Raw genomic sequence first — 6,928 nt, forward strand, 5'->3', positions numbered from 1 at the left:
GCCGCGGCGAGACCCGGGCCGGGGCTGGAGAGCACCGGAATGCGGGTGACCGTCCGGGTGACCGCGTCGGCCATGGACGCCTGCGCCAGCACGATCACATCACAGTCCGTGACCGCATCGGCCGCGGCCGCGACGAGATCCAGATAGCCGTCCCGGTCACCGGCCTCGAAGCGCTCCCAGGCACCGTCCACCACGACCGTACGCACGTCGACGGCCCGGTCCCCCGCCTCTTCGGCGAGCAGTGCGAGGGTCGGTGCCAGAGTGCCGGTGATCGACGCCAGCACCACCACGCGGTCCCGTGCCGCGGCGTCGGCCGCCATCGGGCGGTCGACGCGCAGCACCGGAACACCGAGCGTCACCGACTCCGCCTCGGCGACGGCGCCGATCGTCGAACAGGTGCAGAGCACGGCGCGGGCGCCGTCCGCGACGGCGCCCGCGAGTAGCGCCCGGACATCACCCGCCACCGCTTCGGGGCCCGACTCCCTGGCCCTGACGAGCAGGTCCTCGTGCACCAGGTGGCGCAGCGCGAGTCCGGGATGGCCGGCATCCCGGAGCGCGTCGAAGACCGGTATGTGGACCGGGGAGGTGTGCAGCAGCGCGAGCGTCATCTGCCGAACGGTACAGCCCGCGGCCGATGTGGCCGGCGTCGGTCAGTACAGCTCGGGACGGGACTTGAGCTGCGCCTTCGCCCGATCCACCAGCTCGGCCGGGGCCTCGGGGGCCTGCTCGGGGTGGCGCAGCGCCCACTTCGCCGCGTACGGGCAGAGCGGCACCACGGGCACACCTTCCCGGGCCGCCATGGCGTAGAACTCCTGGACGAGGGCGCCCGCGATGCCCTTGCCCTCGTGGCCGGGCTCGACGACCGTGTGCACGGCGACGAGCGCGGCGGGGTCACCGTCCATCACGAAGTACGCGATGACTCCGGCGGCCTTGCCGCTCTCGTACGCGAGCAGGTTCCCGCTCGCCCGGTCGTCGCGGATGTCGAGTTCGATGCGCTCGTTCTGTTCTGCCATGGCGATGCTCCCTGAGGTGGCCGGACCGGATCAGCGCGCCGCCGGAACGGCGTGCGGGCTCCGTTCGGTGTCGGTGCCGGGTACGGGTGCCGAAGCGTCGGCTCCGACTTCGATGATCCGGTTGTCGGCGTCGACGTGCACGACGCGCGGCTTCAGACCGCGCGCCCCGGCGTCGTCGACCTGGGCATAGCTGATCAGGATGACCAGGTCACCGGGGTGGACGAGGTGGGCGGCGGCGCCGTTGATGCCGACGACACCGGAGCCGCGCTCGCCCTCGATGACGTATGTCTCCAGGCGGGCACCGTTGTCGATGTCGACGATGTGCACCAGCTCGCCGGGCAGCAGATCCGCTGCCTCCATCAACTCGGCGTCGATGGTGACGGAACCGACGTAGTGCAGGTCGGCCTGGGTCACCGTGGCTCGGTGGATCTTGGACTTGAACATGGTACGCAACATCGAGGCACTCCCACGAGTAGGCTCCCTGCCTACGTTTTTGCAGGTCAAGGGCTGTTCTGACACCCTACAACGAGTCGCATGTTCGGACAGTGTTCCCCAGGTTTTTCAGGACTCATGCTGACCACTTGCCGACTTTTCTGACGCATCGTCATACGACTACAGGAGGGCTTCACCCACTCTCCCGGACACTGCCGGGACAACGGCACCAGCCTACGCGGCACCCTCTCAAGGGCGTCCGCGGCCACCGTCACTCTGACGGTCTGGGCGGCAGCCGGGAACAAGGGTGATCGACCGGGAGTCGAGCCGAGCACCACTATGGCTCAGCTGACCCAAGCCCCTTCTGCTCCGCCCTACGGAGGCGGCACCCGTGGTCGAAACAAGGATCTGAGTGGCCGAAGTAGCGCGGAAACATAGCCGCGGATCGCCGGTTGGCCAAACCGGCGATCCTCACAACCATGACTACAGCTCGTCCGGTGACTCTTGGCGGTGGCACAGGGTGGGTCTCAACAGTGTTTGGAATCCGGCCAGAGCGGAGCGCCAGCCGCAATCTGGCTCAGGTCAGCCACAAGGAGCCATTTTGCCCATAGAACCGCAGTCACACCGCGACCCACGCCACACCGAAATCAGCTCCTCGCACAGGCGCCGTAGCGTCGAGCCTGTCCTTAGAAGTCATCTCATTTGGTTGGGTAGGCTGTTGGCCGTGGCGGGGATTGTTGAGCGGCTGGTGCCGGATGATTTGTGGGAGTTGTTCCAGCGGGTGGTGCCGGAGGCGCCGTCGCGGCCTCAAGGCGGTGGTCGGCGGCGCCACGGTGACCGGGAGGTCCTGGCTGCGATCATGTTCGTGGCCACGTCGGGCTGCACGTGGCAGCAGCTGCCCGCGGCGTCGTTCGGGCCGTCCGGCGCGACGGCCCACCGCCGGTTCGCCGAGTGGACGAAGGCCAGGGTGTGGGCCAAGCTCCACCGCCTGGTCCTCGATGAACTCGGCTCCCGCGGCGACCTGGACTGGTCGAGGTGCGCGATCGACTCGGTGAACATGCCGGCCCTGAAAAGGGGGACCTGACAGGTCCGAATCCTGTCGACCGGGGCAAGTACGGCTCAAAGATCCACCTGATCACCGAGCGGACCGGTCTGCCCCTGTCCGTCGGCATCTCGGGCGCCAACGTCCACGACAGCCAGGCCCTGATCCCACTCGTGAAGGGCACACCCCCGATCCGCTCCCGCCGGGGTCCTCGCCGACGCAAGCCCGCAAAACTCCACGCCGACAAGGGCTACGACTACCGCCACCTGCGGCAATGGCTGGCAGGGCGCGGCATCCGGCACCGCATCGCCCGCAAAGGCGTCGAGTCCTCGCAGCGGATCGGGCGGCACCGCCGGACCATAGAACGCACCATGGCCTGGCTCACCGGCTGCCGCCGACTCCACCGCCGCTACGAACGCAAAGCCGGGCACTTCCTCGCCTTCACCAGCATCGCCTGCACCCTCATCTGCTACCGCAGGCTCACCAATTGAGATGACTTCTTACCTGGGACCGTCACGGCCTTGTGCCGCTGTCCCAGACCGAACGCCTCCTCACCCCGGACACGCACCAGGAAGAGATCGACCGCCGGTTCTTCGCCATAGCCACCGACCTCGTGGGGACACCCACCGAACTGGTCGACGAGTCCGGCGACACCGCCTGGCGCGCCCGGAGCACCCTGTGGGGCACCACCGCCTGGGCCCGCTCCAGCACGGCCTACACCCCGCTGCGCTTCCCCGGCCAGTACTACGACCCCGAGACCGGCCTCCACTACAACCTCTTCCGCCACTACGACCCCGAGACCGGCCGCTACACCTCCCCGGACCCGCTCGGCCTCGGCGTGGACTTCGGCCACTGGGCACCGGGCAGTTGACTCGGCTTCGCGGCACCCCGAGTGACGAGTGGGCCGGCATGCAGCCGTTCCAGGTCCAGCTCGGACTGGTGTGACCCAGGGTCGTCGCTTCGCCGTCGAGGTCTGCCCGGAGGCGCCGGTCCGGATTCCTCCCTGCCCGCCTTGCGGCCAGGAGGTCGCGCCTGCCACCGTCAATTCGGTGAAGGCCATAGACCCGTCCGGGGAACAGGGAAGCGTTTCTGCTGATGAGGAAGGAGCATGCCCGGCTGGAATGTGACACGGTCTGCGGTCATGAGGATGATCAGTGTCATGGCCGCGGCAGTTGCCGGTTTAGCGCTCGTTGGCGGGTCTGTGACCAACGCGTCAGCGGGGCCTTACTGGAACAAGAAGACGAAGTGCGAGCAGACCGATCCCGAGGGGCGGGTGATCCCCACTCGGTACGGCAACGGTGATCTCGGCTGGAATCACTTCTCGGGCAAGCACAACATCAAGAAGTGCCGGATCATCAACGCGGCTGTCGCCGGGAAGGTCGACAAGAAGAGCGGGGGGCGCCTGGAGTACTACGGTGTCGCCCGCCACCAGACCCGGCTGGTCGACATCGTGGTCATCGTGCAATACGCCCGCCGAACTGCCGACGGCGAATACGACGCGGGCAAGGGCAAGAAGATCGGCGTGATCACGGCCTACTGCAAGGGCGTCAACAAGTGTCCCAGCTGGGTCAACGAGTGAGCGGGCTGTGCGAGGAATCGGTCGAGCAGCAGGCGTACATCACGCGCTTCCTCCTCGACTACACGGCGGTGCCTCTCCTCGGCCAGACCTTCCTGCGCGGGATGCTACCGACGCGGGATGCAGTCCGGATCGTGGCCGGCGCCGCCGACGCCGTGGCACCGAACACGCTGGTCGCCTACGAGATCCCGCTGGTGGACGACGATGACGAGCCGGCCACCGCGCCCATGGCACTGGGGTGGGCACGAACGCTCGTGTCCAGTAACCCCGCGTACTCGGATGCGTCCGTGATGGGTATGCCCCTGGTCCGGGTGGACACCTCCGCCGTCGAGCCCGCTCCACCGGCACGCACGGACCAGGTACTGCGCATCCTGCGGACACTGGCCTGGCCGGACATCGAGACACCGCCGAGCCCTGCTCTGTGTGGCTTCCTCCTCACCGGGCAGGACAGCATGCGCCTGTACGTCGCGGTCGAGGAAGTCGGCGTCGTTGCGGCCGATGTACGTCTCACCGGCGCGCTGACCGCCCTTCTCGCTGCACTCCCGACACTCGTGCGCGAGGAGGAACGCTGGACGACCGACGAGACCGACCCGCATTGCGTCCACACAATCGACCTCACCACGTGGTGAGAACCAGTGGGCAACGCGGCCACAACGGCCGCAGGAGGACGCCCCACATGAGCACCATTGACTCGGCGCGCCGCCACCTCTTGTCGAGGCTCTTGGTGACGTGCGGTCACCAGTAAGGTGGACGGCTCTGGCCGCCGGCCCTGGCCGGGCAGGCGGCCCGGTGTAACCGAAAGGGAGCTGGAGTGAGTCAGCATCGTCCCGTCCGCGCGGCAGTGGTCTCCGCGGGGTCGTGGGGTACGCCGATCGCCAAGATCCTGGCCGACCCTGAGGTCTGAACCGAGGTTGTCCTGCACGCCCGCCACAGTGAAATTGCCGATGGGATCAACACCCGGCGCCGCAATCCTTCCTACTTCCCCGATGTTGAACTGCCCGGCTCCGTGACGGCCACCACTGATCTGGCTGCCGCACTGGATGGTGCGGACTACCTGGTCCTTTCCATCCCCGCGCAGTCTCTGAGGGCCAACCTCACATTGTGGGCTCCGAGCATTGCGCATGGCACCGTGATCGTGTCGGCGATGAAGGGGATCGAGGCCGGGACCGGGATGCGGGCCAGCGAGGTCATCAGCGAGGTGGCCGACGTGCCAGCAGGCCGGGTCGCGGTGTTGTCCGGGCCAAACCTCGCCCGCGAGGTCATGGCCGGCCATCCCGCAGCCGCGACCATAGCCTGTCCCGTCAAAGCCGTCGCACGCCGTTTGCAGGCCGCGTTCCACACCTCGTACTTCCGGCCGTACACCAGTACTGACGTCCTCGGATGTGAGCTCGGCGGGGCGGCGAGAACGTCATTGCCTTGGCGGTCGGCATTGCTGCGGGTATGGGTCTCGGTCACAACGCGGCGGCCGTGCTCATTTCCCGGGGCCTGGCGGAGAGCACTCGACTGGCCACGGCCCTTGGCGCCCACCCCGGCACCCTCGCGGGTCTGGCGGGCCTGGGCGACCTCATCGCCACCTGCTCATCACCACTTTCGAGAAACCGCACTTTCGGCGCGCACCTCGGCCGCGGCTTGACCGTAGAAGAGGCTGCCACCGCCACCCGGCAGACGACGGAGGGTGTGAAGTCGGCCGAGGCCATCCTCGGCCTGGCCGGCAGACATCAGGTCGACATGCCGATCACAGAGGTCATCTGCGCTCTGCTGCACGGGACCGTCTCCCTCGACGAAGCCACCGCCGCCTTGAAGCAGCGGCTCGCGCAACCAGAACGGTGACCCGCGCTCGTCCTGAGCCAGTCCGTACCTGCCTGCGTATGTCGTCGCCCGCAAGGTATGCCTCGGGACGGAAACCCGCGGTCCCTGCCTTCTCGTGTCTGGTCCAGTCTGGCGGATCGGCGCTGTGGCCGGGACCTGTACAGGGTCAGAGTCCTCCTGGGGTGCCGTGTGGCAGGCCTCCGGCACCGCACAGCGACGATCCCGGAATGGTGCGCCCCGTTCAGAGGTGCGGTGCCCATTGTCGTGGCCTGGGGGGCGCGGGCCTGGGTGTCGAGGGCGCGGGTGAGCGTCTGGCAGCGGTCGTGCAGGCTCTTCCAGGAGGCGGGTGGGGGCCCGCACCGCGGGAAGCGGCATCGGTAGCCGTTGCGGCGGTGGAGTCTGGTGTGATGCGCTCGAACTCGTGCGGGTGGACGGGCAGGTGGGGCACATCGTGCACCACCTTGCCGGTGCGTTCCTCGCCGGCGGTGTGGTCGACGCGGCCACCGTGGACGCAGACGGGCCTGGTCCCCGTCTCCACCCTGCGCAGCACCTCGGCCGGCTCGTCGCGGATGACGAGTGGTGTTTGGTCCGTGCCGTTGTGTCGTGCGTGCTGGGTTGGGGGTTGCCACGTGACCACGTCATCCGCTCCCCCGCTCCCGTGGCCTCGCCGACGGCGGAAAGGGCGCCGAATGAGCGAGGACACCATAGGCTGACGGGAGGCAGCGTGGCGAGCCTTGTCAGTGCTCGGCAGGGCCTGATCACGAAGTTTTCGGAGGCTTCACAGATTTCGGAAATTCTCACCTTTTCACCTTTAAGGGACTCTTTTGATTGCCGCACTGCAAGCGAAATTCCTGCACTGCGGAGATAGAGGGTTGCGATTATGAGTTCCAGTCGACTTGCCTTTGCAGGGAAAGTCTCGGCCGATCGCGGCACCCTTGACTGGGCGGGCTACTGCCTGGCGCCGACCACGCCAGGCAGTAGCCGCCTGACCACTCCACAGCCCGCTACACTCCAGCGAAACTCGCAGGTCAGACTGAAAATTCCTGCTGGAGTACT

6 protein-coding genes and 2 pseudogenes are annotated in these 6,928 nt (G+C 67.6%); 5 read left to right on the plus strand and 3 right to left on the minus strand.

Annotated elements, in window-relative coordinates; translation table 11 throughout:
- The 3 genes from EES42_RS25035 to panD form a co-directional block, all read right to left on the minus strand.
- Window positions 1–608, minus strand: a 608-nt coding sequence (locus EES42_RS25035; RefSeq protein WP_124720871.1) for an aspartate/glutamate racemase family protein, incomplete at its 3' end; no start/stop codon positions are given.
- Window positions 609–650: 42 nt separating this feature from the next.
- Window positions 651–1,013, minus strand: coding sequence for a GNAT family N-acetyltransferase (locus EES42_RS25040; RefSeq protein ID WP_124720507.1), 363 nt, complete (start codon window positions 1,011–1,013; stop codon window positions 651–653).
- Window positions 1,014–1,043: 30 nt separating this feature from the next.
- Entirely contained in the window at window positions 1,044–1,469 is a 426-nt protein-coding gene (panD, locus tag EES42_RS25045; protein ID WP_124720508.1) for an aspartate 1-decarboxylase, read from the minus strand.
- Window positions 1,470–2,178: 709 nt separating this feature from the next.
- On the opposite strand from panD, the gene EES42_RS25050 reads away from it, so the two are divergent.
- The 5 genes and pseudogenes from EES42_RS25050 to EES42_RS25070 all read left to right on the plus strand — a co-directional run bounded on the left by EES42_RS25050 (window position 2,179) and on the right by EES42_RS25070 (window position 5,893).
- Window positions 2,179–2,978 (plus strand): IS5 family transposase gene (locus EES42_RS25050; RefSeq protein ID WP_241196611.1). Its coding sequence is split into 2 segments (ribosomal slippage): window positions 2,179–2,514 and window positions 2,517–2,978, totalling 798 coding nucleotides; the frame shifts between segments, so codons are not numbered across the junction.
- Window positions 2,979–2,986: 8 nt separating this feature from the next.
- Window positions 2,987–3,322, plus strand: a pseudogene (locus EES42_RS25055) (RHS repeat-associated core domain-containing protein); the annotation flags it as partial.
- Between the two features lie 366 nt (window positions 3,323–3,688).
- Entirely contained in the window at window positions 3,689–4,066 is a 378-nt protein-coding gene (locus tag EES42_RS25060) for a hypothetical protein (RefSeq protein WP_241196571.1), read from the plus strand.
- Window positions 4,042–4,692, plus strand: coding sequence for a hypothetical protein (locus EES42_RS25065; protein ID WP_124720510.1), 651 nt, complete (start codon window positions 4,042–4,044; stop codon window positions 4,690–4,692). Before EES42_RS25060 ends, EES42_RS25065 begins: the two co-directional genes overlap by 25 nt.
- Before the next feature lie 182 nt (window positions 4,693–4,874).
- Window positions 4,875–5,893, plus strand: a pseudogene (locus EES42_RS25070) (NAD(P)H-dependent glycerol-3-phosphate dehydrogenase).
- The last annotated feature ends 1,035 nt before the right edge of the window (window positions 5,894–6,928 follow it).

The sequence above is a fragment of the Streptomyces sp. ADI95-17 genome (genome assembly GCF_003846175.1).
Taxonomy (GTDB): Bacteria; Actinomycetota; Actinomycetes; order Streptomycetales; family Streptomycetaceae; genus Streptomyces; species Streptomyces sanglieri.

Excerpts from the sequence above, each read along its gene's own strand:
- panD (WP_124720508.1), bottom strand. The coding sequence starts at position 1,469 with ATGTTGCGTACCATGTTCAAGTCCAAGATCCACCGAGCCACGGTGACC.
- EES42_RS25040 (WP_124720507.1), bottom strand. The coding sequence starts at position 1,013 with ATGGCAGAACAGAACGAGCGCATCGAACTCGACATCCGCGACGACCGG.